Source organism: Actinosynnema pretiosum, assembly GCF_024171695.1.
Lineage (GTDB): Bacteria > Actinomycetota > Actinomycetes > Mycobacteriales > Pseudonocardiaceae > Actinosynnema > Actinosynnema pretiosum.
In genome coordinates this window covers 609,822-636,373 of sequence record NZ_JAMTCF010000002.1, presented here as the reverse complement: position 1 = coordinate 636,373, position 26,552 = coordinate 609,822, and the positions used below count along the sequence as shown (strand labels likewise).

The 26,552-nt window shown below is 72.8% G+C and carries 22 protein-coding genes; 13 read left to right on the top strand and 9 right to left on the bottom strand.

Translation table 11 applies throughout. The features are described 5' to 3' along the window. Nucleotides 1-3 precede the first annotated feature (3 nt). Both LV78_RS06185 and LV78_RS06180 read left to right on the top strand, forming a co-directional pair. Nucleotides 4-912: a pseudouridine-5'-phosphate glycosidase gene (locus tag LV78_RS06185; RefSeq protein ID WP_253843732.1), complete on the top strand. Its 909-nt coding sequence runs from the start codon at nt 4-6 to the stop codon at nt 910-912. After that, nucleotides 909-1,811 (top strand): carbohydrate kinase family protein, encoded by a 903-nt coding sequence (locus LV78_RS06180; protein WP_253843731.1) that lies wholly within the window; start codon nt 909-911, stop codon nt 1,809-1,811. The genes LV78_RS06185 and LV78_RS06180 overlap by 4 nt, the downstream gene beginning before the upstream one ends. On the opposite strand, the gene LV78_RS06175 is transcribed toward LV78_RS06180, so the two are convergent. After that, nucleotides 1,793-2,119 (bottom strand): DUF3099 domain-containing protein, encoded by a 327-nt coding sequence (locus LV78_RS06175; RefSeq protein WP_253843730.1) that lies wholly within the window; start codon nt 2,117-2,119, stop codon nt 1,793-1,795. The genes LV78_RS06180 and LV78_RS06175 overlap by 19 nt on opposite strands. Nucleotides 2,120-2,175: 56 nt before the next feature. On the opposite strand from LV78_RS06175, the gene LV78_RS06170 reads away from it, so the two are divergent. The 5 genes from LV78_RS06170 to LV78_RS06150 all read left to right on the top strand — a co-directional run bounded on the left by LV78_RS06170 (nt 2,176) and on the right by LV78_RS06150 (nt 9,314). Continuing rightward, entirely contained in the window at nt 2,176-3,684 is a 1,509-nt protein-coding gene (locus LV78_RS06170) for a PucR family transcriptional regulator (RefSeq protein WP_253843729.1), read from the top strand. A gap of 491 nt (nt 3,685-4,175) precedes the next feature. After that, nucleotides 4,176-5,666 carry a DUF7782 domain-containing protein gene (locus LV78_RS06165; protein ID WP_253843728.1) on the top strand — a complete coding sequence of 497 codons (1,491 nt, stop codon included), beginning with the start codon at nt 4,176-4,178 and terminating at the stop codon, nt 5,664-5,666. Further along, the gene (gene dtd, locus LV78_RS06160; RefSeq protein ID WP_253843727.1) at nt 5,663-6,088 is read left to right on the top strand and encodes a D-aminoacyl-tRNA deacylase; all 426 of its coding nucleotides are present in this window, start codon (nt 5,663-5,665) and stop codon (nt 6,086-6,088) included. The genes LV78_RS06165 and dtd overlap by 4 nt, the downstream gene beginning before the upstream one ends. Before the next feature lie 221 nt (nt 6,089-6,309). Beyond that, entirely contained in the window at nt 6,310-7,302 is a 993-nt protein-coding gene (locus LV78_RS06155) for a sigma-70 family RNA polymerase sigma factor (protein ID WP_253843726.1), read from the top strand. A 347-nt stretch (nt 7,303-7,649) separates the two neighbouring features. Next, nucleotides 7,650-9,314 carry a fumarate hydratase gene (locus tag LV78_RS06150; RefSeq protein ID WP_308208677.1) on the top strand — a complete coding sequence of 555 codons (1,665 nt, stop codon included), beginning with the start codon at nt 7,650-7,652 and terminating at the stop codon, nt 9,312-9,314. Nucleotides 9,315-9,381: 67 nt separating this feature from the next. Here LV78_RS06150 and LV78_RS06145 read toward each other — a convergent pair whose 3' ends face one another. The 5 genes from LV78_RS06145 to LV78_RS06125 all read right to left on the bottom strand — a co-directional run bounded on the left by LV78_RS06145 (nt 9,382) and on the right by LV78_RS06125 (nt 13,950). Then, on the bottom strand, nt 9,382-9,936 hold the full coding sequence (locus LV78_RS06145; protein ID WP_253843725.1) for a hypothetical protein: 555 nt from the start codon (nt 9,934-9,936) through the stop codon (nt 9,382-9,384). Nucleotides 9,937-10,023: 87 nt separating this feature from the next. Further along, entirely contained in the window at nt 10,024-10,527 is a 504-nt protein-coding gene (locus tag LV78_RS06140) for a hypothetical protein (RefSeq protein ID WP_253843724.1), read from the bottom strand. Nucleotides 10,528-10,571: 44 nt separating this feature from the next. Then, nucleotides 10,572-11,711, bottom strand: coding sequence for a hypothetical protein (locus LV78_RS40575; protein WP_301305846.1), 1,140 nt, complete (start codon nt 11,709-11,711; stop codon nt 10,572-10,574). Then, nucleotides 11,705-12,961: a glucarate dehydratase family protein gene (locus LV78_RS06130; protein WP_253843723.1), complete on the bottom strand. Its 1,257-nt coding sequence runs from the start codon at nt 12,959-12,961 to the stop codon at nt 11,705-11,707. The genes LV78_RS40575 and LV78_RS06130 overlap by 7 nt, the downstream gene beginning before the upstream one ends. Further along, nucleotides 12,958-13,950: a 5-dehydro-4-deoxyglucarate dehydratase gene (locus tag LV78_RS06125; protein WP_253843722.1), complete on the bottom strand. Its 993-nt coding sequence runs from the start codon at nt 13,948-13,950 to the stop codon at nt 12,958-12,960. Before LV78_RS06125 ends, LV78_RS06130 begins: the two co-directional genes overlap by 4 nt. 248 nt (nt 13,951-14,198) lie before the next feature. Here LV78_RS06125 and LV78_RS06120 point away from each other — a divergent pair, with 248 nt between their 5' ends. The 4 genes from LV78_RS06120 to LV78_RS06105 all read left to right on the top strand — a co-directional run bounded on the left by LV78_RS06120 (nt 14,199) and on the right by LV78_RS06105 (nt 22,589). Next, the gene (locus tag LV78_RS06120; RefSeq protein ID WP_015800327.1) at nt 14,199-14,981 is read left to right on the top strand and encodes an IclR family transcriptional regulator; all 783 of its coding nucleotides are present in this window, start codon (nt 14,199-14,201) and stop codon (nt 14,979-14,981) included. Nucleotides 14,982-15,005: 24 nt separating this feature from the next. Continuing rightward, a complete protein-coding gene (locus LV78_RS06115; protein WP_301305845.1) occupies nt 15,006-15,830 on the top strand; it encodes an NAD-dependent epimerase/dehydratase family protein in 825 nt (274 codons plus the stop codon). Beyond that, complete coding sequence (locus LV78_RS06110) at nt 15,827-17,320, top strand: aldehyde dehydrogenase (NADP(+)) (RefSeq protein ID WP_253843721.1); 1,494 nt, start codon at nt 15,827-15,829, stop codon at nt 17,318-17,320. The genes LV78_RS06115 and LV78_RS06110 overlap by 4 nt, the downstream gene beginning before the upstream one ends. Nucleotides 17,321-17,483: 163 nt before the next feature. Beyond that, a complete protein-coding gene (locus LV78_RS06105; RefSeq protein ID WP_253843720.1) occupies nt 17,484-22,589 on the top strand; it encodes an NACHT domain-containing protein in 5,106 nt (1,701 codons plus the stop codon). A 444-nt stretch (nt 22,590-23,033) separates the two neighbouring features. On the opposite strand, the gene LV78_RS06100 is transcribed toward LV78_RS06105, so the two are convergent. The 3 genes from LV78_RS06100 to LV78_RS06090 all read right to left on the bottom strand — a co-directional run bounded on the left by LV78_RS06100 (nt 23,034) and on the right by LV78_RS06090 (nt 24,637). Beyond that, nucleotides 23,034-23,213 (bottom strand): DUF397 domain-containing protein, encoded by a 180-nt coding sequence (locus LV78_RS06100; RefSeq protein ID WP_015800321.1) that lies wholly within the window; start codon nt 23,211-23,213, stop codon nt 23,034-23,036. Beyond that, entirely contained in the window at nt 23,210-24,064 is an 855-nt protein-coding gene (locus LV78_RS06095) for a helix-turn-helix domain-containing protein (RefSeq protein ID WP_253843719.1), read from the bottom strand. The genes LV78_RS06100 and LV78_RS06095 overlap by 4 nt, the downstream gene beginning before the upstream one ends. A 144-nt stretch (nt 24,065-24,208) precedes the next feature. Then, nucleotides 24,209-24,637 (bottom strand): GNAT family N-acetyltransferase, encoded by a 429-nt coding sequence (locus LV78_RS06090; protein WP_253843718.1) that lies wholly within the window; start codon nt 24,635-24,637, stop codon nt 24,209-24,211. A 102-nt stretch (nt 24,638-24,739) separates the two neighbouring features. On the opposite strand from LV78_RS06090, the gene LV78_RS06085 reads away from it, so the two are divergent. Both LV78_RS06085 and LV78_RS06080 read left to right on the top strand, forming a co-directional pair. Further along, nucleotides 24,740-25,705: an ATP-binding cassette domain-containing protein gene (locus tag LV78_RS06085; RefSeq protein ID WP_253843717.1), complete on the top strand. Its 966-nt coding sequence runs from the start codon at nt 24,740-24,742 to the stop codon at nt 25,703-25,705. Beyond that, on the top strand, nt 25,702-26,505 hold the full coding sequence (locus LV78_RS06080) for an ABC transporter permease (RefSeq protein ID WP_253843716.1): 804 nt from the start codon (nt 25,702-25,704) through the stop codon (nt 26,503-26,505). Before LV78_RS06085 ends, LV78_RS06080 begins: the two co-directional genes overlap by 4 nt. Nucleotides 26,506-26,552: the final 47 nt, after the last annotated feature.

Sequence of the window (26,552 nt, the reverse complement as noted above, 5' to 3'; positions counted from 1 at the left end):
CTCGTGAGCACGCCGAGCAGCACCGAAGAAGTCCGCGACGCCCTGGCCGAGAACCGGCCGGTGGTCGCGCTGGAGAGCACCATCCTGTCCCACGGCCTGCCGCCGGGCCGCAACCGCGAGGTCGCCGCGCGCCTGGAGGCGATCGTCCGGGAGGCGGGCGCCGTCCCCGCCACGATCGCCGTGCTGGGCGGCGTGCCGAAGGTCGGCCTGACCGACGCCGAGCTGGACTACGTCTGCGACCGGGACAACGACCTGGTCAAGCTGTCCCGCCGGGACCTGGGCGCGGCGTTCGCGCTGGGCAGGGACGGCGCGACCACCGTCGCGGGCACGGCCGCGCTGGCGCACGCCGCGGGCATCGGGGTCTTCGCCACCGGCGGCCTCGGCGGGGTGCACCGGGGCGCGAGCGAGACCTGGGACGTGTCCGCCGACCTGGACGTCCTCGCGTCCACGCCCGTCCTGGTCGTGTGCTCCGGGGTGAAGTCGATCCTCGACATGGGCGCGACGCTGGAGCTGCTGGAGACCAGCTCGGTGCCGGTGCTGGGCTACCGCACCGACCGCTTCCCCGCGTTCTACCGCCGCGAGTCCGACTTCGGCGTCCCGTGGCGGGTGGACACCCCCGAGCAGGCCGCCGCCGTCGTGGCCGCGCACCGGGGCGTCCCCGGCGACGCGGGCGTGCTGCTGACCAACCCCATCCCGGTCGAGTTCGAGATGGACGTCGAGCTGCACGACCGGCTGCTCGCCGAGGGCCTGGCGCTGCTGGAGGAGAGGGGCATCACCGGCAAGGAGGTGACCCCGGCGCTGCTGGAGCACTTCCACACCGCCAGCGGCGGCGTCAGCCTGGACGCCAACGAGGCGCTCGTGGTGTCCAACGCCGCGCTGGCCGCGCGGGTCGCGGTCGCCCTAGCCGCGTGAGAGCGGCGGGGAGCGGGATCGTCGTGGTGGGCGACGCCGGACTGGACGTCGTCGCCCGCCACTCCGGTCCGATCGTGCACGGCGGCGACTCGCGCGCCTCGGTGACCATCGAGCCCGGTGGCGCGGGGGCCAACACGGCGGTGTGGGTGGCCGCCTGCGGCGCCTCGCCGGTGCTGGTCGCCAGGGTCGGCGCGGACTCGGCGGGGCGGCAGGTGCACGCCGAGCTGACCTCGGCCGGGGTGCGCTGCGCGTTCGCCGTCGACCCGGACGCGGCGACCTGCTGCGTCGTGGTGCTGGTCGACGACACCGGGCAGCGCACGATGCTGCCCGACCGGGGCGCGAACGCCCGGTTCTCGCCCGAGGACGTGAACCCGGAGCTGCTGGCGGGCTCGTCCCACCTGCACCTGTCCGGGTACGTGCTGCTGGACGCCTCCTCCCGGCCCGCGGGCCTGGAGGTGCTGCGGATGGCGCGCGAGGCGGGGCTGACCACGTCGGTGGACCCGCAGTCGGCGGCGCTGATCTACGACGGGTTCCTGGACGACATCAGGGGCGTCGACCTGCTGCTGCCCAACGCGGAGGAGCTGGTGGCGCTGACCGGGTCGGCCGACCCGGCGTCGGCGGCGGCGCTGCTGGACGTGGTGGGCGCGGTCGCGGCCACCTCCGGCGCGGACGGCGCGAGCTGGGTCGACGCCGAGGGCGTGGTGTCGGCGCCCGCGACCGACGTGGAGTGCGTCGACTCCACGGGCGCGGGCGACGCGTTCGACGCGGGCCTGCTCGTGGCCTGGCTGGCCGGGGCGTCCCGGCGCGACGCGCTCCTCGGCGGGGTGCGCGCCGCGGGCCGGGCCGTCTCGGCGGTCGGCGCGCAGCCGCCGCAGCGGGCTCAGCCGTCGATGACGTGACGGGGGCGCGCCCCCAGGGCGCGCCTCTCGGCGTCGTGCTTGCTGGCCTTCTCGGACTTGCGCGGTGGGCGGTCGTTCGCGATCAGCACGGCCATCCACGGCAGCGGGATGGACAGCACGATGAGCGCCAGCGCCAGCCACCACGTGTCGTAGAAGACCATCGCCAGGACCAGGCACGGCACCCGCGCGCCCATCATGATCACGTACTTGCGCTTGCGCGCCGCGAGCTGGTCCTCGTACGAGGGCGCTGCCTCGGTGATCAGCACCGGGGGCTCAGGGTTGCTCACGACACCACCTCCGCCCACCATCGTCCCACCGCCGCGATCGCGGCGACACCCGCCCGCCCCGGTCCTACGATCCGGGCGTGGTAGCGCTGGACCGGTTGGTTGACGTCCTCGGCAGTCTGGGCACCCACCTGGGGTGCGCTCCGCGCGGGCGGGACGTGGTGCTGCGCGGGGTCGCGCTGCACGACCCGGTCGAGCGACCGCGCGCGGGGAGCGACGAGCTGCTGATCGGGGTGGGGGTCGGGTCGTCGGCCGCCGCCGCCCGGCTGGTGGGTACGACGCGGGCCGCCGCCGTGGCGCTGCACGGGAGCGCGCCGCTGGACGGGCGGGTCGCGGCGGCGGCGCGGCGGTCGGGGGCTGCGGTGCTGCTGGTGGACCCGGCGGTGCCGTGGGGGCAGCTGGTGAGCGTGGCGCAGGCGCTGGTGCTGGGCGATCGCGGGTCGGGGGACCTGTTCGCGGTGGCCGACGCGATCGCGGCGCTGGTGGGCGGGCCGGTCACGATCGAGGACCGGGGGTCGCGGGTGCTGGCGTACTCGCACCGGCAGCAGGGGGTGGACGCGGTCCGGGTGGAGACGATCCTGGGGCGGCGGGTGCCGGAGGAGGCGCGGCGGGCGCTGGACTCGTCCGGGGTGTTCACCCACCTGGCGCACAGCGACGAGGCGCTGTTCGTGCCGCAGCTGACCGAGCACCTGGGCGGTCGGCTGGTGGCCGCCGTCCGGGCCGGGCGGGAGCTGCTCGGGTCGGTGTGGGTGGAGGTGGACGGGACGAGCCCGGCGCGCGAGGCGGCGCTGGTGGACGGGGCCCGGACGGCGGCGCTGCACCTGCTGCGGGCGCGGGCGGGCTCGGACCTGGAGCGGCAGGTCGAGGCGGACCTGGTGACGGCGCTGCTGGACTCGGGGGCTCCCGGCGCGCTGGACCGGTTGGGGCTGCCGGGCGGGGAGCTGCGGGTGATCGCGGTGCGGGCGCACGTGGGGGACGCGGAGCACGGGGCGGCGCTGCTGGCGTTCGAGCGGGCGACGTCGGGGTTCGGCTGGTCGCGGCCGGGGCGGAGCGCGCTGTTCGGGAACGTGCTGTACACGGTGCTGCCGTGCGGGGGCGACCCGGCGGCGGCGGTGGAGTGGGTGCGCGGCCTGCGGCGCGAGCTGCCGCCGGAGGTGGTGGTGCGGGCCGGGATCGGCGGGGTGTGCGACGGGGGTTCGGCTCCGGTGTCCCGGCTGGAGGCGGACGAGTGCCTGGCGCTGGGCGGGGAGCGGCCGGTGGTCTACGAGCTGGCGTGGGCGCGGGTGCTGCTGCGGCGGTTGGCGGTGGAGGCGGAGGCGGGACGGCTGCCGGTACGGGGGCCGGTGGCGGACCTGCTGCGGCACGACGAGGAGAGGGGCACCCGGTACGCCGAGACGCTCCGGGCCTGGCTGGCGGCGCGGGGCGACGCCCGTGGGGCGGCGCGGGCGCTGGGGGTGCACCCGAACACGCTGCGGTACCGGTTGCAGCGGATGGGTGAGGTGGCGGTCCTCCCGCTGGGGGACCCGGTGGAGCGGTTGGCGCTGGAGGTCGCGCTGGCGGTGCACGGGGAGCTGCGGCGGCGGGGGTGACGGGGACCCGACCTCTGGATCGTGGGGAACCGGGCCGTCGGGTCGCGGTGGTTCCGGGCCAGAAGGGCGCGGTGGCTCCGGACCGGAGGCGCGCAGGGGGCAGCGGGGCGCCGGGGTGGAGGGCTCGTCGGGCCGCAGTGGCCGGACTGCCAACAGTTGGCGGTCAACAGTCAGCAGTTCGGATCAGCGCGCACGTGCCCGGTCCACCGGAGTCCGCACCCTCGCAGCACCCCGCTCCCCCGCCACGAGACCCGGACCAGGCCCCACGCGGCCCGCTGCCACGCGACCCGGAGCAGCCCTGTCCAGCCCGCTGCCACACGACCCGGACCAGCCCCGCCCCGCCACGTGCCCCCCGCCGCGCAGGCGGTGGCGGAGTTCGCCCAGGTCGGAGGCGCGCGGGAGCGGCGGCTGCACGAGTGCGGATGGCAGGGGCCGTCCACGCCCCCCGCGCGTGGTCTGGCGACCGGCGCTCGGGGTGCCACCATGTGCCGGTGCTCCCTGAACTATCCGATGACCTGATCACGCGCCTGCGCGAGGCCTTCCGGACCGCCGACTACACCGCCGACGGGGTGGTCGACGCGCTCGGGCCGGTCGCCCACGCCGCGCTCGGGCGGGGTGAGCCCGAGGTCGCCAAGCGCGAGTCCGAGGACTCCGGCGACCTCGGCGCGCTCGTCCGGCTGTTCCTGCTCGGCGACACCGAGCCCGACAAGAGCGTCCGCTCCGCCCTCGCCGGCGTCGACCTGGACGAGGCCGTGCGCGCCGGAGTGCTCGCCCCCGACGGCGACGGGTTCCGGGCCGGGCTGGACGTGCGGCCCTACGGCGACGACGAGGGCTCCTGGTGGGTGATCGCCGACCTGGACTCCGACCAGCGCGGCGGGCCCGTGCCGACCGACCACGTGCTCGGCGTCGGCCACGCCTCGATCAGCCTGGCCCGCGCCACCGCGCGCAGGCCCGTCAAGTCCCTGCTCGACCTCGGCACCGGCTGCGGCGTGCAGGCGCTGCACGCCAGCAGGCACGCCGAGAAGATCACCGCCACCGACCTGTCCGCCCGCGCGCTCGCGCTCGCCTCCGCCACGTTCCGGATGAACGAGATCGACGTCCGCCTCGGCCAGGGCGAGTGGTTCGGGCCGGTGCGCGGGCGCAAGTTCGACCAAATCGTGTGCAACCCGCCGTTCGTGGTCGGGCCGCCGCGGGTGGACTACGTGTACCGCGACTCCGGCCTCGGCGGCGACGACGCCAGCGCGCTGGTGGTCCGGCAGCTGCCCGCGTTCCTGAACGAGGGCGGCACCGGGCAGCTGCTGGCCTCCTGGCTGCACCGCAAGGGCGAGGACTGGGAGGACCGGGTCGCGTCCTGGCTGCCGCGCGGCGGCGTCGACGCCTGGTTCGTGCAGCGCGACGTCGCCGACCCGGCGCTGTACGTGGGCACCTGGCTGCGCGACGCGGGCGTCGACCCGCGCTCGCCGGAGGGCCGCGCGCAGGCCGCCGGGTGGCTGGACTGGTTCGCGGAGAACGACGTGCTCGGCGTGGGCTTCGGGTTCGTGACGCTGCGGCGCACCGACGCGGCCGTGCCCGAGGTGGTGTGCGAGGACCTGCGCCACGCCTACGACGACCCGCTGGGCCCGGAGACGGCCGCCTGGCTGGACCGGGTCACCTGGCTGCGCGAGAACGGGACCGCCGAGCGGCTGCTGGCCACCCGGTTCACCCTGCCCCCGACGGTGCTGCTGGAGGAGGTGTCCTCGGCGGTGGAGGACGGCTGGGAGTCCGTGGTGCGGCGGCTGCACCGGACCGACGGGCCCGGCTGGCAGCACGAGCTGGACGAGGTCGCGGCGAAGCTGCTGGCCGGGTTCCGGGGCGCGCTGCCGCTGGAGGACCTGATCGCGCTGCTGGCGTACGCGCACGACCTGCCGGTGGGCGCGCTCACCGAGGCGGCGCTGCCGGTGGTCAGGGACCTGGTGCGGCACGGCATGGTGGCGCCCGCGTGAGGGCCGTCGCCGCGAGGGTGACCTCGGCCAGCGTCGAGGTGGCGGGCGAGGTCGTCGGCGCCATCGACGAGCCGGGGCTGCTGGTGCTGCTCGGCGTGCACGCGGACGACGACGCGGCCAAGGCCGTGCGGATGGCCGCGAAGCTGCACGAGCTGCGCGTCCTGCGCGACGAGCAGTCGTGCGCGACGACCGGCGCGCCCCTGCTGGTGGTCAGCCAGTTCACGCTCTACGGCGACACGCGGAAGGGTCGGCGGCCGTCCTGGACGGCCGCCGCCCGGCCCGAGGCGGCGGCTCCGCTGGTGGACGCGGTGGTGCTGGAACTTCGCAAGAAGGGCGCACGAGTGGAAACCGGGCAGTTCGGCGCGGAGATGTCCGTTCGGAGCGTGAACGACGGCCCGTTCACGGTCCTGGTTGAACTCTGACGGACCCCTTCTCAGGCAATCCTCAGGATAGGGCGCGCAACCGCTGTGACCGCAGTGACGTCTTGTCTGTTGAGGAAGCGGGAACCATTTCGAGGGTAGGCGCGTTTCCTCAAGTGTCCAGCCAAACGGCCGTTCGAACGCTGAAAGGCCGGGGCCGCGCAGCGCAGCGCGGGCTCGCGACACGACCGAACGCCAGCCCGCGAGAAGGGGGAGGGATCTCCATGACCGTCCCGAAGGTCCTCGACCGCGAGGTCGGGTACGACACGAGTGCCCCGAGCGTCGACTTGGACCTCGACGCCCAGGGACCGGCCGCCGACCTGGTCCGGGTCTACTTGAACGGGATCGGCAAGACAGCGCTGCTCACGGCCGCCCAAGAGGTGGAGCTGGCCAAGCGGATCGAGGCGGGCGTCTTCGCGCACCACGTGCTGGAGACGACCACCGCGCTGAACGCCGAGCGCGCTGGCGAGCTGCGCGCACTGGTCCGCGACGGACTGCGGGCGAAGAACCACCTGCTGGAGGCGAATCTCCGGTTGGTCGTTTCTCTGGCGAAGCGGTACACCGGTCGTGGAATGCCTCTGCTCGACCTGATCCAGGAGGGCAACCTGGGTCTGATCCGCGCGGTCGAGAAGTTCGACTACACCAAGGGTTTCAAGTTCTCCACGTACGCCACGTGGTGGATTCGCCAGGCGATCACCCGAGGAATGGCCGATCAGGGTCGCACGATCCGCCTTCCGGTCCACTTGGTGGAACAGGTGAACAAGCTCGCGCGGATCAAGCGGGATCTGCACCAGCAACTCGGCCGAGAGGCGACGAACGAGGAACTGGCATCGGAATCCGGCCTTTCCCCGGCGAAGGTGTCGGACCTGCTCGACCACGCCCGCGACCCGGTGAGCCTGGACATGCCGGTGGGCGCCGAGGAGGACGCGCCGCTCGGTGACTTCATCGAGGACTCGGACGCGACCGACGCCGAGAGCGCCGTCATCTCCGGTCTGCTGCAGGACGACCTGCGCCGCGTGCTGGCCACGCTGGAGCAGCGCGAGCAGGCGGTGATCCGGCTGCGCTACGGCCTGGAGGACGGGCAGCCGCGCACGCTGGACCAGATCGGCAAGCAGTTCGGGCTGTCGCGGGAGCGGGTGCGGCAGATCGAGCGCGAGGTGATGTCCAAGCTGCGCCAGGGGGAAAGGGCCGCCAAGCTGCGCGCTTACGCGAGCTGAGACGGTCTCACCCGGTTGGCGGTGTTGACTTGGGGCTCACGCAGGAGCACGGTCTGCGTACACGAGCCTCGCGACACCCCAACCCAGAAGCATCCGCCGGGGTGTCGCGTGCCGAGGAAGGTCGGGGCGGTCGGGGGCCGGCCCGGCCTTCCCCTATCCCGCAGGGATTCCCGGAAGATCCCGGTAGACGTTCGAGGAGGCCCGGCGCCGAGCGGCGCCGGGCCTCTTCGCGTTCCGGGCGCGGTTCCGCCGTCCCCACGACGCGAATCACACCGCTGGACACCGCCCGCTCCCGGCGCGGCGGTATAGGTTCGTCGGAACCCGAACGCGCGCAAGGGAGCCGCGACGTGCCCGCAGTACCCACCACATTCCAGTACACCGACGTCCTGCCGCTCGCGGCGGACACGACCACCGAGTACCGCCTGGTGACGCAGGAGGGCGTCTCGGTCGTGGAGGCCGCGGGGCGCAAGTTCCTCCAGGTCGAGCCGGAGACGCTGACCCTGCTGGCCAAGGAGGCCATCCGGGACATCCAGCACCTGCTGCGCCCCTCGCACCTGGCGCAGCTGCGGGCGATCGTCGACGACCCCGAGGCCAGCGGCAACGACCGGTTCGTCGCGACCGACCTGCTGCGCAACGCCTGCATCTCCGCGGGCGGCGTGCTGCCCATGTGCCAGGACACCGGCACGGCGATCGTGATGGGCAAGCGCACCGAGTCCGTGCTGACCGGCGGTTCCGACGAGGAAGCGCTTTCCCGAGGCATCTTCGAGGCGTACCAGGAGCTGAACCTGCGGTACTCGCAGATGGCCCCGGTCACCTTCTGGGACGAGAAGAACACCGGCACCAACCTGCCCGCGCAGCTGGACCTGTTCACCGCGCCTGGCGTCGAGCCGAAGTACGAGTTCCTGTTCATGGCCAAGGGCGGCGGCTCGGCCAACAAGACCTTCCTGTACCAGGAGACCAAGGCGCTGCTGAACCCCGCGCGCCTTGCCAGGTTCCTGGACGAGAAGCTGCGCTCGCTGGGCACCGCCGCGTGCCCGCCGTACCACCTCGCGGTGGTCGTGGGCGGGCTGTCGGCGGAGCAGAACCTGAAGGTCGCGAAGCTGGCGTCCGCCCGGTACCTGGACAACCTGCCCACCGAGGGCTCGGCGGCGGGGCACGCGTTCCGCGACGTCGAGCTGGAGAAGCAGGTCCTGGAGCTGACCAGGAACTTCGGGATCGGCGCGCAGTTCGGCGGCAAGTACTTCTGCCACGACGTGCGGGTGATCCGGCTGCCGAGGCACGGCGCGTCCTGCCCGGTCGGCGTCGCGGTGTCCTGCTCGGCGGACCGCCAGGCGAAGGCGAAGATCACGCCGGAGGGCGTGTTCATCGAGCAGCTGGAGCGGGACCCGGCGAAGTACCTGCCGGAGGTGACCGACGAGGCGCTGTCCGACGAGGTCGTGCAGATCGACCTGAACCGGCCGATGGCCGAGATCCGCGCGGCCCTGTCGGCGCTGCCGGTGAAGACGCGGGTGTCGCTGACCGGTCCGCTGGTGGTGGCGCGCGACATCGCCCACGCCAAGATCAAGGAGCGGTTGGACGCGGGCGAGGGGATGCCGCAGTACCTCCGGGACCACCCGGTGTACTACGCGGGCCCGGCCAAGACCCCCGAGGGCTACGCGTCGGGCTCGTTCGGGCCGACCACGGCGGGCCGGATGGACTCCTACGTGGAGCAGTTCCAGGCCGAGGGCGGCTCGCTGGTGATGCTGGCGAAGGGCAACCGCTCCAAGCAGGTCACCTCCGCGTGCGCCACCCACGGCGGCTTCTACCTGGGCTCGATCGGCGGTCCGGCCGCCCGGCTGGCCCAGGACTGCATCCGCAAGGTCGAGGTGCTGGAGTACGCCGAGCTGGGCATGGAAGCGGTCTGGAAGATCGAGGTCGAGGACTTCCCGGCGTTCGTGGTCGTGGACGACAAGGGCAACGACTTCTTCGCCGAGACGTCCGCCCCGACGCTCCAGATCTCGTTCCGCAAGTAGCGCGAGGTGTTGCCGCGACGGCGGCGCCCCGGTCGTCCGGGGCGCCGCCGTCGCGGTCGTCCCTGGGTCAGCCGACCTCCTCGCGGCTCTCCAGCACGAGCCTGCGCTCGCCGAGCGGGGCGTCGAGGTTCACGGTGAGCGGCACGGGGCGCAGGTCGTCGGTGCAGACCCCGCCGCCCTGCGGCGGGTAGTAGGTGGTGACCAGGGTGACCAGGACCTGGTCGACCGACTGCGCGGCGACCTCGGCCGAGGCGTTCTTGCAGCCGCCCGCCAGGCCGTTGACGACGAGCACGCGGCCGTCCTGCCCGATCCGGACCTGCTTGTCGTAGGTCTCCGGCAGGGTGGCGGCGTCCACCTTGGCGCCGTCGAGCGGCGCGGCCTGCGGGAGCGGTTCGGCGCTGCGCTGGGGCGGCTGGGCGCCGGGCGCGCCGGTGGGGTCGCCGCCGCCGGGCGAGCCGGACGGGACCGAGCCGGTGGGCGCCGACGACGCCGACGTCGGGACTCCGCTCGGGGCCGACGAGCCGCCGACCGCGCCGGTGGTGTCCTGCCCGCCTCCCGAGCACCCGGCCAGCGCGGCGAGGGTGACGGCGACCATGGCGTTCCGCGTCCTGCTGGGCCTCATGGTCCTAGGACGGTACTACCGGCCGGGACGGTTGCAGCCGTGCGGACCGAAGGCCCGCCCGGCGCGGGCGGGCCTTCGGCGAGCGGGCTACTTCTTCTGCTCCTGCTTGGCCTGGAGCACCACCGCGCGCTCCCCCAGCGGCTGGTCGAGCTTCGCGGTCAGGGGCGGGAAGCGGATGTCCATGGTGCAGATCTCGTCGGCGCCCGACAGGGTCTCCACCAGCACGGCGATCACCTGCTGCGCGTTCTGCTCGGCGATCTCCATGCGGGACGTGCCGCAGCCGCCCTCCTGGCCGATCGCGCCGAGCACCAGCCCGCCGTCCTCGGTCCACGCGGTGCGCGGGCTGCCCTCGGCCAGCGCGCTGGCGTTCAGCTGGGTCGCGGGCACCTCGACGCCGCCCTCGGGGACGGCCGAGTCGAAGCCGGGGTCGGGCTCGGCCTCGACCGAGCTGGTGGTGGGCGCGGGCTCGGTGCTCAGCGTCGGGCCCGAACCCGCGCCCGTCCCGACCTGCTCGGACTGGCCGGACGCGCAGCCGACCAGCACAGCGGCCAGCAGCGCACCCGTTCCGATTGCGGTTCCTAGGCTCCTCATGCGCCTAGGACGGAACGGGACGGGCGCGGGGTTGCTCGGGGTTCTCACACTCCAGGGTGAAGGACCGGCTGCCCGCGCAGGGCGCCCAGCGCCTCCCCCACCGCCGACAGGCGGGCGGGCGAGGCCAGGCCGGCGTGGTAGAGGTGCAGCTCGTCCACGCCGTAGTGCCGCCACTCGTCGACCAGGGCCGCCGCGTCGGCGGTCCTCGGGGGCAGGGCCAGCACGTAGGCCGCGATCGGGACGCCGGGCGCCGCCTCCCGCAGCGCCTCGATGGCGGGCAGGGACGCCTCGGGGCCGCCCCAGCAGGTCAGGGTGAGCACGTCCACGTCGGTCCCGACGCCGTCGGCGACCGTCGCGAACGGACCGGTGCCCCACGGGTCCGCCGTCGCGTGCACGACGGCCTTGGCGCCCGCGCCCCTGACCAGCGCGACCAGGTCGCGGCGCAGGTCGCGGGACAGGGCCGTGCGCGTGGCCCGCACCCCGGCCGCCCACTCCCCCAGCGCCTCCTCGACGCTCGGGGACCCGCCGTCCACACCGGCGCGCACCGCCGCGCGGACCGCGTCCGGGTCGGCGTAGCGCCGCTCGCAGGCCGCGCAGAAGCACAGCGACAGCAGCTTCTGGGCGACCTGGTCCCAGTCCGCGCCGTCGGTCTTCTCGTGGTGCCCGCCGTGGGTGAGGCCGAGCGGTCCGCACGCCTCCAGCACCACGCCGTCCGGGGCGCCCTGGTCGAGCACCTCGGTCACCAGGTTCGCGGCGTACTCGGCGACATCGGGGTTCGCCGGGCACAGGGCGTACGGGTAGCGGTCCCCGAAGGCGTTGCGCACCACCAGGTCGGGGTGCTGGTCGCCGAGCCTGCTGCTGTGCGTGAGCACGGTCCAGGCGTGCACGGGCAGCCCGACCGCGCGCAGGGCGTCGGAGGCCGCGCCGTACGGGTTCTCGCCGTCGACCCAGGTCGGCGCGGCGGGCGCCAGCCGCCCCCACGCCTGCGGGCGGACCGGCAGGTAGAAGGCGGCGTGCCTGGCGTCGACCAGGCGGTGCTCCGGGTGGAGCGGGGTTGCGGCGCGGACCGTGTGGTACGAGGCGGCCAGCGCCACCGCGTCCACGCCGAGCGCGGCGATCCGCTCGGCTGCCGCCGGGTCGCCGACGAGGTCCCAGGGGTAGGCGTGCGCGACGGTGGTCACCACCGGGGTCGCTTCCTCTCGTAGCTCGGGTCGATGGTCCGCATGTAGCCGGTGTCGTCGCGCTGGACGATGCCGCAGCGGCGGTAGTTCTCGGCGAGCGCGGCGAGCTTGTCGCGGTCCAGCTCGATCCCGAGGCCGGGACCGGCGGGCACGGGCAGCGCGCCGTCCACGAACGACAGCGGCTCGGTGAGCACGTCCCACTCGCTGTTCCACGGGTAGTGCGTGTCGCACGCGTAGTCGAGGTTGGGCGTGGCGGCGGCCAGGTGGGTCATGGCGGCCAGGCTGACGCCCAGGTGCGAGTTGGAGTGCATGGACAGGCCGAGGCCGAACGCGCGGCAGATCGCCGCCAGCTCCTTGGTCCTGGCCAGCCCGCCCCAGTAGTGGTGGTCGGACAGCACGACCTGCACCGCGCCCGCCGCCACCGAGGGCGCGAGGTGCTCGAACGCGATCGTGCACATGTTGGTGGCCAGCGGCAGCGGCGAGCCTGCGGCGACCTCGGCCATGCCCGCGATCTCCGGGCTGGGGTCCTCCAGGTACTCCAGGACGCCGTCCAGCTCGTGCGCGACCTTCAGGCCGGTCTCGGGGGACCAGGCCGCGTTGGGGTCGAGCCGCAGCGGGTGGTCGGGGAACGCCTCGCGCAGGGCGCGGATCGCGGCGACCTCCTCGTCGGGCGGCAGCACGCCGCCCTTGAGCTTGATCGACCGGAAGCCGTGCCTGCGGGTGAGCTCCCGCGCCTGGGCGACGACGCCGTCGACGTCGAGCGCGGCGCCCCACCCGTCGGGCTCCGCGCCGGGGTGGCCCGCCCACTTGTAGAACAGGTACGCGCTGTACGGGACGGCGTCCCGGACGGCGCCGCCGAGCAGGTCGACCACGGGGCGCTCCAGCGCCTTGCCCCGGATGTCCCAGGTGGCGACCTCGAACGGGGAGAACACCCGGTCGACCGTGGACTCGACGGTCAGCTGACCGGTGAGGCCGTGCCGGTCGGAGCCCGCCTGGCCGCCGAGGGCGGTGGAGACGCGGGCGCGGATGCCGTTGAGGTCGTGCACGTCCAGCCCGGTGAGGGCGGGGGCGGCGGCCAGGACCCGGTTGAGGTGGCCGATGTCCCCGTAGGTCTCGCCGAGGCCGGTGAGGCCCGCGTCGGTGCGGACCTCCACGACCGTGCGCAGCACCCAGGGCTCGTGCACGCCGACCGAGTTGAGCAGGGGCGGGTCGGGGAAGGCGATGGGGGTGACGACGACGTCGGTGATCCTCATCCGGCGAGCTCCGGCTGGCCGACCGCCCCGCCCGCCGCCGTCCCGTTCGCCGCTGCCCCGTTCGTCCCCCGGCCAGGTTCGGCCGTCTCCAGCGCGAGCGCCCGACCGGCCGCGACGATCAGCTCCAGCTCCGCGAGGTGCTCGGGCGAGGGGTCGACCAGGGGCGGGCGGACGCCGCCGACGTCCAGGCCGGTGGCCAGCACGGCGGCCTTGACCAGCGAGACCGCGTAGCCGGGGACCCGGTCGCGCAGCTCGACCAGCGGCCGGTAGAACTCGGTGAGGTAGCGGCGGACCAGCGCGGTGTCGTCGGCGTGCACGGCCCGGTAGAAGCCGAGCGAGACCTCGGGGGCGAAGCAGAACACCGCCGACGAGTACAGGTCCACGCCGATGCCCCGGTAGGCCGGGACGGTCAGCTCGGCGGTGGGCAGGCCGTTGAAGAACTGGAACGGCTTGTCGACCTGGTCGCGCACGGCGAGCACGATCCGGTGCAGCAGGTCGATGTCGCCGAGGCCGTCCTTGAGGCCCACCACGGTCGGCAGCGCGGCGATCTCGACCGCGGTGGCCGGGGTGAACACGGCGTTGTTGCGCTGGTAGGCGATCACCGGCAGGTCGGTGGCGTCCGCGACCCCCGCGACGTAGCGGACCAGCCCGGCGGGCGGTCCGGACACCAGGTAGGGCGGGAGCAGCAGCAGGCCGTCCGCGCCGGAGCGGTGGGCGGCCTCGGCGTAGCGGCGCGCGGTGGGCAGCGGCCCGCCCGCGCCCGCGAACACCGGCACCCGGCCTTCGGTGACCCGTGCGGCGACCGCGACCGCGCGCTCGAACTCGTCCGGATCCAGCGCGTGGAACTCCCCGGTGCCACACGCGACGAAGACCCCGCCTGCCCCGGCGGCGACGCCGCGCCTGACGTGCTCGGCGAGCACCGCCTCATCGAGCCCGCCGCCCGCGTCGAACGGCGTCACCGGGAAGAACAGCACCCCGTCGAGTTGCATACCAGACCTTCATCCCTTGATCGCTGGGTGGCTCCCGCGCCGGGTGGCCGATCGCGCCCCCGGCGCCGGGGCGGGACCGGCGGCGGCCGGCGCTCCCGCGTCTCGTTGGCGGTGTTCACTTGTCGACGCTCAGCTGTGTTCACATATCTGAATTACGGTCGTACTTGTGAACCCCTGGGGCGGACTGTAAGAATCGGCGCAGCGACGTGTCAAGTGCGTGTTGCCTGAACGTTTCCGTGGAGGACCCAGTGGCTGGAGGCACGTCACCCGCTCGGCCGAACGCGGTGAAGTCGGCGGACCGGACCGTGGAACTGCTGGAGGTGCTGTCCTCCTCGGAGCGCCCGCTCACCCTCACCGAGCTGCACCGCGAGCTGAGCTACCCGAAGTCCAGCCTGTACATGCTGCTCCAGACCCTGGTCGCGCGGGGCTGGGTGGAGCTGGACTCCACCAGGGGCACGTACGGCATCGGGGTGAGGGCGCTGCTCGTCGGCACCTCGTACCTGGACCACGACCCGGTGGTGCAGGTCGCCATCCGGGTGATGGAGCAGGTCAGGCGCGAGGTCAACGAGACCGTGCACCTGGCGCGGCTCGACGGCTCGGACGTGGTCTACCTGGCCAGCCGCGAGTCCGAGCACCACCTGCGGGTGGTCTCGCGCGTGGGCAGGCGGCTGCCCGCGCACTCCACGTCGCTGGGCAAGGCGGTGCTGGCCGCGCGCACCCCGCAGGAGGTCGACGCCGTCCTGCCCGCCACGCTGGACCCGCTCACCCAGAACACCGTCACCGACCGGGCGGCGCTGCACGCGCAGCTCGCGGGCTTCCGCGGGGTGGGCTACGCCCACGAGCGCGAGGAGAACACGCCCGGTCTCGGCTGCTTCGCGGTGGCGCTGCCCTACCGCACGCCCGTGCTCGACGCGATGAGCTGCTCGGTGCCGCTGGGCAGGCTCGACGGCGAGCACGAGCGCCAGGTGGTGGGGGCGCTGCTGCACGCGGCCCGCACCGTCACCGAGCTGCTGCGGCAGTTCGGCCGCTGATCCCCTCACGGAAAGGCTCCCCCGTTGACCGCACGGATCCTGATCACCGGCGCGGCGGGCATCGTCGGCTCGCTGATGCGCCCCCGGTTGGCCGCGCCCGGCCGAGTGCTGCGCCTGCTCGACGTCGCCGAGCAGCGCCCCGCCGAGGAGGGCGAGGAGGTCGAGCTGGTGACCGCCTCGGTGACCGACCTGGAGGCGGTGGAACGGGCCTGCGAGGGCGTGGACGCCGTGATCCACCTCGGCGGGCACAGCCTGGAGCGGCCGTGGGCGGAGATCCTGGAGGTGAACATCAACGGCACGCACGCGGTGCTGGAGGCCGCCAGGCGGGCGGGCGTGAAGCGCGTGGTGCTGGCCAGCTCGAACCACGCGGTGGGGTTCTACGAGCGGGCGTCCGGCGAGGCCGGTGACGCGCTGTTCCCGCAGCCGGACAGCTACTACGGCGTGAGCAAGGTGGCGTTGGAGGCGCTGGGGTCGATGTACTCGGCGCGGTACGGGCTGGACGTGATCGCGATTCGGATCGGGTCGTGCTTCGAGAAGCCGCGCGACGTGCGGATGCTGTCGACGTGGCTGTCCCCGGACGACGGGGCGCGACTGTTCGAGGCGTGCCTGTCGGCGCCGTCGCCGGGCTTCCGGGTGGTGTGGGGCGTCTCGGACAACACCCGGCGGTGGTTCTCGCTGGACGCGGCGCGGGAGCTGGGGTACGTGTCCGAGGACGACTCGGAGGTGTTCGCGGCGGAGGTCATCGCCCAGCACGGCGAGCCGGACCCGGAGTCGTTGGCGCTGAAGTACCTGGGCGGCGTGTGGGTCGGTCCGGACTTCGACACGGCGGTTCAGGAGGCCGGGCGATGAGCGTCGTGCAGGGGTACGACCCGAGGACCGGGGAGCCGTTCGGCGAGCCGGTGCCGGTGACGACGGACGCGGAGGTGGACGCGCTGGCGCGGGCGGCGCAGGCGGCGTTCCCGTCCTGGTCGACGCTGCCGGGCGCGGAGCGGGCCGACGTGCTGGAGCGGCTGGCGGACGCGCTGGACGCGGAGTCCGGGCTGCTGGTGGAAACGGCCGACCGCGAGACGGCGCTGGGCGTGCCGAGGCTGACCACGGAGCTGAAGCGGACCACGAACCAGCTGCGGCTGTTCGCGGGGGTGCTGCGCGAGGGCAGCTACGTGGAGGCGGTGCTGGACGGCGCCGATCCGGACATCATCCCGCCGAGGCCGGAGCTGCGGCGGCTGCTGCGCCCGATCGGGCCGGTGGCGGTGTTCTCGGCGTCGAACTTCCCGTTCGCGTTCTCGGTGGCGGGCGGCGACACGGCGTCGGCGCTGGCGGCGGGCTGCCCGGTGGTGGTGAAGTCCCACTCGGCGCACCCGGGCACGGCGCGGGAGACCGCGCGGGTGGTGGCGTCGGTGCTGCCCGCCGGGGTGTTCGGGATCGTGTACGGCACGCAGGCCGGGGTGGCGCTGGTGCGGCACCCGGCGGTGCGGGCGGTGGGCTTCACCGGGTCCACGGGCGGTGGTCGGGCGCTGTTCGACCTGGCGTCGTCGCGGCCGGACCCGATCCCGTTCTACGGCGAGCTGGGGAGCGTGAACCCGGCGGTGGTGCTGCCCGCGGCGGCGTCGGCGCGCGGGGCGGAGATCGCGGCGGGGTTCGCCGGGTCGCTGGTGATGGGCGTCGGCCAGTTCTGCACGAATCCGGGCCTGCTGTTCGCCCCTGCGGGCTTGGTGCCCGCGCTGGCGGACGCGGTGTCGGCGTCGGCGGGCGGGGCGATGCTGAACGAGCGGATGCGCGACTCGTACCGGTCGGGCACCGAGGGCCTGGCGGCGTCGGGCCTGGCGTCGCTGGTCGCCGAGGGCACGGCCCCGGAGGAGGGCTGGACGGCGGCGCCGAAGCTGTTCACCGTGCCGGTGGAGGTGTTCGAGGAGAACGCCGGGAAGCTGACCGAGGAGCACTTCGGCCCGGCGGGTGTCGTGGTGACCTACGACGACCCCGCGCGGGTGCTGGCGATGCTGCCGTCGCTGCCGGGGACGCTGACGGGGACGGTGCACGCGGACCCGGAGGAGCACGGCCTGGCGGCCCAGGCGGCGGAGGCGCTGCGGGGCGTGGCGGGCCGGATCATCTTCAACGGCTGGCCGACCGGCGTGGCGGTGGCGTGGGGGATGCACCACGGCGGACCGTGGCCCGCGACGACGAACCCGCTGCACACGTCGGTGGGCGCGACGTCGATCCGGCGCTGGCTGGCGCCGGTGAGCTACCAGTCGTGGCCGGACGAACTGCTGCCGCCGGAGTTGCAGGCGGGGAACCCGCTGGGCATCCCGAGGCGGGTGGACGGGGTGCTGGGGACGCGCTGAGGGCGGTTCTGACGGGCGGGGCGGTGGTCTTCGGGCTGCCGCCCCGCTTTTGTTGGGGTTGTCCGCAGGAGTGCGGTTGGCATTGGCGTGACGTGGCCTATTGATGGCGGGGTCACACGCGCTCAGTGCGGAGAGGCGGCCAGGCGTGCACGAGGACCCGAGGGTGGTCGCCACCAACACGATCCGGGACAGCTCGCTGGGACAGGCGGTGCTGGCGGGAACGGTCAGCGGCGGTATCCACTTCCACGGTCCTCCGCCACCGCCGCCGGAGCAGCACGTCCGGGCCTGGGGTGACCAGGTGACGCTGCCTGCTGCGGTCGTCTCGCTGCTGCACGCCCAGATCGAGGCGGCCGAGCACACACCCCACAAGTTGCCGGGGGCGCGCAACCCGGCGCTGTCGACGGTGTACGTGCGCCAGGACTTGGGCAACAGCATCGAGGAGCGTTCGAGCGAGCAGCCGAAGCCGGTCCTGGACGAGCGAGGCAACTGGGTGGAGCCCGTGCCGCCCAAGGCGATCCGCCTGTCGGTGCGACCACCCGCGAAGACCGTGCGGGAGGCGCTGGACGGTGACGCGCACCTGCTCGTCGTCGGGGCGGCGGGCCAGGGCAAGTCGACCCTGTCGCTGCGCCTGGCATCGGACATCGCGGCCTGCTGGCTCACCGCGAGCACGGCGCGTCCACTGGCTGAGCCGGTGCTGCCGCTGCGGGTGACCGCGCGGGAGCTGGCCAAGCGGCGGGGCCCGTTCCCCGAGGTGCTGGCGGAGAGCCTGCAGGCCGAGTACGACTCCCTGCTCCACTCGCCGCCGTCCCCCGAGCTGCTGCGCGGCAGATTCGCGGGGTGCCGGTGGTTGCTGCTGGTCGACGGCTTGGACGAGGTGGCAGACCTGGATGACCAGGAGCGGTTGGTGCGGGCGTTGGCGCGGTGCGCGGTGGACTCGCCCTACCGGGTCGTGCTCACCAGCCGCCCCCTGGACGGCGCGGCACTCGCCCCGCTGCACCGAGCGGGGGCACGGCGGTACGAGTTGCAACCGTTCGACGAGGAGGCGCTGAAGCGGTTCGCGGCCCAGTGGTTCGACGAGGGGCCGGAGGTGGCGGAGCGGTTCATCCGCGAGATCGACAAGGCGCACCTGGGGGAGCTGGTCAGCGTCCCGCTGCTGGCGACGCTCGCGGCGATCGTCTTCGAGCAGCGCGGGTGGCGACCGCTGCCGGACAGCCAGTACGAGCTGTACGAGGCGTACCTGGGGTTCCTGCTGTCCCTGCGCACGCCCTCGGCGACGTTCGCCCCGCACCGGACGCCGCTGCTGGAGCACCTGGGCAGGGTGCGGGTGGAGACGGACACGTCCCTGGCCGTCGCCGCGCGCGAGTGGACGGCCGAGCACGCCCCGGCCGTGCAACTGGACGACCTGACCTCGGCGGGCTTGCTGACCGTCCGCAACGACGACCTGCGCTTCCTGCACCACAGCTTCGCCGAGCACTTGGCGGCCACGTCACGGGCCAAGGAGCTGCCGGAGACCTTCACCCCAGGCGAGCCGTTCGCGACGCTGCTGCACACCGCACGTGGCGAGGACCGAGGCCGGTTCGCGCGGTCGGTGCTGCTGCACCACAGCCACCTGCACCCCGGTGAAGCGGACCCGCTGCTGCGCTGGCTGCACAACGGCGACCGGGAGGCACACCTGCTCGCTGCGCGGCTGCTGGCCATGCACCTGCCCACCGGCTCGGACGCCACTACGGAGTTCTTCACCACCGCGCGCGGCTGGGCAATGACCAGCCAGTACCCGAGCCTGGCCCTGGTGTCGCGGGCCAGCAGGGCGACCGGGTATCCCGGCCTCCGGGACTGGCTGCTCGACCTGATGCGGGACCCGCTCGCCCCGTGGGCGAGCAGAACTGAGGCGGCCAAGGCGCTGGGCGTGCGGCTGCGGGGAGAGCACCGAGAGGAGGCGATCGCGTTCCTCACCGCACTGGTCGACGATGGGACCGCAGTCGCGGAGATCAAGTTGAAGGCCGCAGAGGCGCTGTCCGAGGCGGGAACCGCCCACCGGGCTCCGGCGGAGCGGGGGTTGCGCGCCGTTCTAGCGGACCGGTACGCCTCCCCCAATGACCACCGAACGGCCGCCGTACTGCTGGCGGCGATGGGTCCGGACGGCAACCGCGATGCCACCGACTTCCTGCTGGGCGAGCTGGACGACGCCGAGACACCCCCCAACGACCTGGTGACAGCGGCGACCGGCCTGCTAGAAATCGACTTTGCCCACCAGGTGAAGGCCGCCGAGGTGTACCGCCGAGTGCTGAACGATCCCAATTCGAGCACTCTGGGGTGGGATGACGCGGCGTTGGGCATGTCCCAACTCGGACCCGACCACACCGCCGAGGCGGTCCGCTCCTTGCAGGCCGTGGTGCAGGACCGTGCGCGGAACTGCTTTATCCGGGTGATAGCCGCACAGGCTCTAGCAGGACTTGGCCTACAACACGAAGCGGTGGCGGGCGAACTAACGATCGCGCTGCTCGAAGAGCCCGGTCGCACCATCGGTGATCGGTACACCTGCGCGAGCGCGCTGTCGGGGTTCGGCTCCCGGTTCAGGGATCGCGCGGTGGAAGAACTCCGAGCCGTGATCACTCACCACAGCACCTCAACGCCATTGGTTCGCATGGCGGCGAGTGCCCTGGGCGACATAAGCCCGGAGTACTTCGAGGAGGCCGCAAAAGTGTTGTGGGCCCTGCTGGTCGAGCTCCCCACGCACGGGCAGGGACGAGCGAGCGCCCTCAGCGATATGGCAGCTCTCGGAACCCCTCACCGGGACAGGGCGTTGGGTGAACTGCACGAGTTGATGACCGATCGACTCAGTCCTGCCCTGGACCGCTGCGAGGCGGCGACGTGGTTGATCACCTCTGATCCCCGGTTCCACGCGGAAGCCCGTGCGTGTCTGGTGGAGATCGCTGGTAGCGCTCAGGACCCAGCAGTTGCGCTCAAAGCATGGGAAGGGTTGCTGTCACTCGACGAGAGCTTTCAAGGCCCGGCTTTGGCGTTCCTGCTCGACCTGCTCACGGCTCCCCCCGAGGACCTCTGGCTCTACTCCATAACCAAGTTCACCAAGTCATCCGGGGATCGACAGGTGGTCGGCAATGCGCTGGCCTCAGTGGCGGCCACGTCGGCCGGGCGCTATGTCCGCTTCTCCGCCTTGTCCTGCCTGCTGGCGCTCGGCAAGCCGTTCCACCGACGTGCGGCGGACCTGACCTGCGACTTGGCACGTTCGACCATGGTGCCCGGTTTCGACTTCCTCTACCTCGCAGGTCTGGTCTCCTTTCTCAGTGCACCACTGCGCAAAGAGGTCGCGGACGCGATGCACGAGGTGCTACACGCGAGTCCACGGCAAGTGGTGGTGATCGCGTACGCCGTGTTCAAGCTGGGTTTCGATTCGGACCCCGTCATCGTGGAGGCGCTGCGCTCCGCTTTCGAGCACCCGGTGGCCGATCGTGGAGCACAGCGGGAGGCTGGTGTCCTTCTAGCCCGCATCGCCCCGACGCACCTCGCTTCCGTAACAAGAAAGGCGCTGCCCCCCGAGGAAGTCACCACCCACGCTTGGGGAAGTTCGGTGACGGAGTTGGCGAGCATGGGCGCAGACGTCGTTCCAGGGCTGGTGTCGCTCATCGACGACGAGACCTGTGACTACCGAGTGCGCATGACAGCGGGACAGGTGTTGTGCACCCTGATCCCTGGCGACGGCAGGGGACTTACCGCACTTCGCCACCTGGCAGTGGAAGAGCACCTACCTCCAGCGCGGCGCAGCGAGGCTCACATGCTGCTCGCGGCTGTGAGCGAATCAGACCTGGGAGCAGCCGTCGCCTTCCACCGCGAGGTGGCGGGGGACGAGACCGCACGGGCCCACGACCGCGCCTGGGCTGCGGTCGAACTGACCAGGCTCGCCCGCTCGACCGCGCAGAGCGCTGTCTCCCTCCTGCGCGACCTGCGGGACAGCGATCGAGCCGAGTACACGCGCTGGCTCATCCTGCTGGGCCAGCACACCACGTTGGAAGTCGATCTGATCGCCGAGACCGCTCGGAACTTCCCTCACATCTCCAGCTCACTGCTACCTCACCTCCCCAGGAGCCTGCGCACCGAGGTGGAACGCGATCTCCTGGAGGACCGCACTCTGCCGCCGAAGAGCAGCACGCCTACCAAAGACCGCTGGGGCAACCTGCCGCTTCAAGGAGAAGCAGAGGCGATCATGCGCGATCGCCTCTCAGCGCCGGAGAGCGGTCCCGCCGAACGGGTCGCCGCAGTAGAGGCTCTGCTGAGCCTCTCGACCCGACTTGCCGACGAAGCCGTTGACACCCTCCGCGAGCTGACCCGGCGCCCCTCCCACAGGCGACAGGCGTTGCGTACGCTGGCGGAGTCCGGCACGGAGGGTTGGCAGGACGTGGTGCCCGAAGCCGTGCGGATCGCCTCGGACCGACGGCTCCCGCCTCGCGATCGGGTCGCCGCCATGTCCCTCGTCGTGGACATCGCACCACCCGAACTCGCGGACGGGGTGCGAGACCTGTCCGGGGACCTCCGTCTCTCGGTCCGGGACCGGGTCACGGTGCTGCACGCTCTCAGGCACGTGATCGGGCTGTCGCCACTGCGTCGGGTTCGGGATGACGAGCAGACCTCTGCGGCAATGCGGTGCCAAGCCGGGGATCTTCTCGGGCATTTCGCGCCCCAGGACAGGGTCGCCAAGACGCACCTGCTGAAGACCATCGCGCACGACCGGGCAGCACCGCCCGCACTGCGCGTCAGGAGCGCCGTCGATCTGCTCGGCTGTGGTGCGGCAGGCCGGGAGCAAGCCCTCCCCCTGCTCCTCGGACTGGCCCAGGACGAAGCACTCCCGGCGTCCGCCCGCACGAGGGCAGCGCGAGCTCTAGTTGAGGAGGCCCCCGCAAGCCGCTCCCGCGCGCTGAAGACCCTCCGCAGCCTCCTGCCCACCACCACCCCGTTCCAGCGCCGCGGGGTCTGGCTGGCGATCGGCGTCGCAGAGCCCACCGAGGCCGCCCTGGGGCTGCTGGAGATGGCCAGGAACCCCGCCCACACCCCGGTCACCCGCGTCCGCTGCGCCGAGGCGATCACGATCCTCCGGCGCGACTGGAAGGACAAGGCCGCCCTCACCGCGCGGCAGATCGCGTTCGACGTACGCGTCCCGTGGCACGTACGTCGCACGGCCGCCCGGCACCTCGCCCGCTGGAGCGAGGTCTGCCGCGAGGAAGCCCGCGAACTCCTCCGCGCCCTCCCCCACTAGTCACCTCAACCCGAGCATTCCTCGCAATTCCCATCCACCCCCGAACATGCCAAAGCCGGGAGGCGGCCACAGGGTCCGCCTCCCGGCTTTGCACGCACAACCGGATGACTCCGGCAAGACCACGAACCGGGATTACCCGGTTGGACCGAAGGAACTTCGGTCGGGAAACTTATTCACGGCGGCGTTCCGCGACATAGCGGAACATTATTCACGCCGCGTTGGCCGGTTCGGGGGACGTTCACCCCCCGCCAGTAGGCCGAACGAGTGCACCGGGAAAACGACGACGCTGCCGTGGGTGGGTGCAATCGTTCTCAACCCGCGCCGACCGGGTGATTCACCCGGTGGGGCGTTCACCACCATCCCCCGCGCGGGTGAGGGGAGGGGTCGGTATGGCTGTCGGCCGGGGCGGCGCCTCGTTGCGCCCGCCTTGCCCGCCGAGGTGGATCAGGCCTGCACCAGGGTGGTGAGGAACGCCCGGAAGGGGCGGTCCGCGAAGGTCAGGCGCCCGTGACCGGGGTTCTTGCTGTCCCGCACGTGTGTGGCTGTTCGACCCACTGCCAGCTCGACGCAGTTGTTGCCCGCGCCGGAATGGGTGCTCTTGCGCCACGTCTTGGTGTTGTTCATGTTTCCTTCAGTGCCGAAGCCATTTTTCGGATCAGCGAGACCGAGTCCTTGGGCGACAGGGCCAGCCCGCCGGCGATCTCGCTGAAGTGCAGCAGGTAATTCTGCACATCGGCGGGATTGTCCACCCACTTACCCCCGCCCGCGTACTCCAAGTACACGGCCGAGGGATCGCCGTCCTCGAATAGGAGGGCGGTTGCCCCGCCTCCTGACATGGTTCCGTAAGCACCGACGCTGAAAGGAATCACCCGAATGGTGGTGTTGGAATTCTGCGTGGCCGCCACGAGGTGCAGCAGCTGCTCGTGCATGACGTCCGCTCCGCCGACGAGGCGGTGCAGCGCCGACTCGTCGATCACCGCGTCGAGCCGGACCGTCCGCAACCTCCGCTGCCGCCCGGCGAGCGCCGCCTTCGCCTGGTCGACGCTGACGCCCCCGTCGACGAACCGCTTGCCCGCCCGCCGCACCGCCGCCGCGTAGGCGGGGGTCTGCAACAGCCCTGGGATCACGTTCATCTCCACGGTGCGGACCTCCGTCGCGTCCGCCTCCTGCCGCGCGTACGTACGCGCTTCGGGGGTGAACGCGGCGGCGTAGACCAACCGGGTCCCGTCCTGCTTCGCGTCCTCCCACAGCGCTTCGGCTTCACGCCGTTCCACGTCGCTGGCGCCGTAGAGCCCGAGCAGCGCGCCCAGCTCGGTCCAGCTCGGGCTGATGTACCCGTTCTCCATCCGCGACAGCGTCGACTGCGTCTTGCGGGTGAGCGCGTGGTAGTCGACCTCGGTCTTGCCCGCGCGCTTGCGCAGCGCGTTCAGGAACTGACCCAGCTTGCGCTTGCGGCGGGTCTGGACGGCTGCCATCGGACGCTCCTCCACCTCGGCACGATTCGCGAACACCCTAGTGAGGGGCGACCGTTCACTCGATCGCCCGCTTCACGGGTGCACTTACCACCCAATAGCAGGAAAAACGCGAACGGGTGGCGGAGGCTCGCCGCGCTCACCCGGTCAGAGCACCAGGCTGAGCCAGGTGGAGTCCTCCTGGGTGAAACCGTTGCGGCGGTAGAACCTGCGGGCCGCGCCGTTCGGCCGCTCGGTCTCCAGGAACACCCGCGACGCCCCCGCGTCCCGCGCCACGCCCACCAGCTCCGCGAGCACCGCCGACCCGGTGCCGCGCCCCCGGTCGCGCACGTAGAACTCGTCGAGCAGCGCCTCGCGCCCGCCGGACTCCAGCGAGTACCCCCAGGTCAGCACCGCGTACCCGGTGTCGAACAGCCACGCGCCACCGTGCTCGTCCCCGCTCAGCAGCGGGCCCAGGGCGCGCGCCAGCGCGTCGCGGTCGTAGTCGTGCCCGTCCACGAGGTAGAACTCGCGGACCAGCTCCAGCAGGGCGCCCAGGTCCTCGGGCGCGGCTCTTCTGATCAGCACGCCGGTCATCGCACACCCGCGCCACCCGAACGGGCAATTCCCGCAGGATCCCCCCGCCGGGAGCCCGAACGCGGACCGTTCTTGTCGGGGTTCGCGGTCATCATGGCCGGCATGGGAAACGTGATCACGGCCGAGGGCCTGGTCAAGCGCTACGGCTCGGTGGTGGCGCTGGACGGGCTCGACCTGGAGGTGCCCGAGGGCACCGTCATGGGGCTGCTGGGCCCCAACGGGGCGGGCAAGACGACGGCGGTGCGGGTGCTGACCACGTTGCTGGAGGCGGACGGCGGCCGGGCGAGCGTGGCCGGGCTGGACGTGCGCACGCAGGCCCGCGAGCTGCGCGGCCGGATCGGGCTCTCCGGGCAGTACGCGGCGGTGGACGAGGCGCTGACCGGGTTCGAGAACCTCGACATGATCGGCAGGCTCTACCACCTGGGCAGGCGGCGCAGCCGGGAGCGGGCCCGCGAGCTGCTGGCCCGGTTCGACCTGGTGGAGGCGGGCGACCGGCCGGTGAAGGGCTACTCCGGCGGGATGCGCAGGCGGCTGGACCTGGCGGGCGCGCTGGTGGCCGCTCCCCCGGTGCTGTTCCTGGACGAGCCGACCACGGGCCTGGACCCGCGCAGCAGGCTCGGCATGTGGGAGGTGATCTCCGAGCTGGTGGCGGGCGGCACGACGCTGCTGCTGACCACCCAGTACCTGGAGGAGGCGGACCGGCTGGCCGACCGGATCGCGGTGATCGACCGGGGTCGGGTGATCGCGCTGGGCACGGCGGACGAGCTGAAGGACCAGGTGGGCGGCGAGCGGCTGGAGCTGTCGGTGGGCACGGCCGCCGACGCGGCGACGGCCTCGCGCGCGCTGGCGCCGCTGGCGGTGGGCGAGGTGGTGCTGGACGAGCGGTCGCACCGGCTGCTCGTGCCGGTGGCGGGCGGGGCGCAGGTGCTGGTGGAGGCGGTGCGCAGGCTCGACGCCGAGGCGGTGAAGGTGCTGGACGTCGGCCTGCGCAGGCCGACGCTGGACGACGTGTTCCTGGCGCTGACCGGGCGCGCGGCGGAGCTGGACGAGAGCGAGGGGGACCGGTGAGCGCGTTCATCCAGGCCTTGGGCGACAGCGCGGTGGTCGCCAGGCGCAACCTGATCAGGATCAAGCGGGTGCCGGACCTGCTGGTGTTCGCGACCCTGCAGCCGATCATGTTCGTGCTGCTGTTCAGCTACGTGTTCGGCGGCTCGATCGACATCCCCGGCATGGCGTACGAGGAGTTCCTGATGGCCGGGATCTTCGCGCAGACGGTGATCTTCGGGTCGACGACCACCGGCAGCGGGCTCGCCGAGGACATGCAGAAGGGCGTGATCGACCGGTTCCGCTCGCTGCCGATGGCGCGGTCGGCGGTGCTGGCCGGGCGCACGGCGAGCGACCTGGTCAGCAACGGCATCTCGGTGGTGGTGATGTCGCTGACCGGCCTGCTGGTGGGCTGGCGGATCCACTCGTCGCCGCTGGAGGCGCTGGCGGGGTTCGCGCTGCTGCTGCTGTTCGCCTACGCCATGTCGTGGGTGATGGCGCTGGTGGGGCTGATGGTGCGCACGCCGGAGGTGTTCAACAACGCGAGCTTCATGGCGATCTTCCCGCTGACGTTCATCGCCAACACGTTCGTGCAAGAGGGCAACCTGCCCGGTCCGCTGAAGGTGTTCGCGCAGTGGAACCCGGTGTCGGCGGTGACGCAGGCGGCGCGGGTGCTGTTCGGCAACACCAACGACGCGTTCCCGCCGCCGGACGCCTGGCCGCTCCAGCACCCGGTGCTGGCCACGCTCGGCTGGGTGGTGCTGATCCTGCTGGTGTTCGTGCCGCTGGCGACCCGCCAGTACCGCAGGGCGGTGAGCCGCTGACGCCCGGTGATGGCGCGGGTGGGCGGGCCGTCCGGGGCCGCCCACCT